This window comes from Limosilactobacillus difficilis, assembly GCF_947387495.1.
Lineage (GTDB): Bacteria > Bacillota > Bacilli > Lactobacillales > Lactobacillaceae > Limosilactobacillus > Limosilactobacillus difficilis.
In genome coordinates, this window is sequence record NZ_CANDNU010000104.1 from 1 (window position 1) to 567 (window position 567).

Annotated in this window: 1 pseudogene; it reads right to left on the reverse strand. The window is 40.6% G+C overall.

The window, feature by feature from the left end:
• Positions 1 to 567, reverse strand: a pseudogene (locus tag QOR82_RS09435) (transposase); the annotation flags it as partial.

Here is a 567-nt window from a genome sequence, read left to right on the forward strand (position 1 = left end):
AATTTCGGACCGTTGGTCCGCAACCTGTGGACGTTGAGCAATGTTAGGTCCTAAGCACTTTTTGGCTTGTGGATGAGATTGATGGTGTTTACGTTTAGTTTTCTCAAAAAGGTCCAAGTTAGACGTACGGAATACACCATCATTTATCCACTGATACAAAGTCACAACAGACTTAGGGATCAGTGAATCATCACCCATCAAATCACGTGCCTTATAAATAGCTGCTTAAGGAGAGTAACGATGCTCATCAAATTCACCAAGCATTAATTGGTCGGCCAATTGTAAAAAACGCTTTGAGCGGTAATATAAACGAGGACGACCGGACCGTTGGTGGCATTTAAGATAAATATTCTGACCAGCTTTATAACTGTAGATGTAATAAGGGTAATCGTAAGTCTTACCATTTAATTTTTGACGACGAATTTGGCGAACTGTACCACGTTTAAGCTCATTATTAATGGTTTGGTGGTTCACTCCTAATTGACGACCGATTGCGCGATTGGAAAGTCCTTGCGACTTTAAAGTCGCAATCATCACTCGCTCTTCTTTAGTAAGGTGTGCATATTT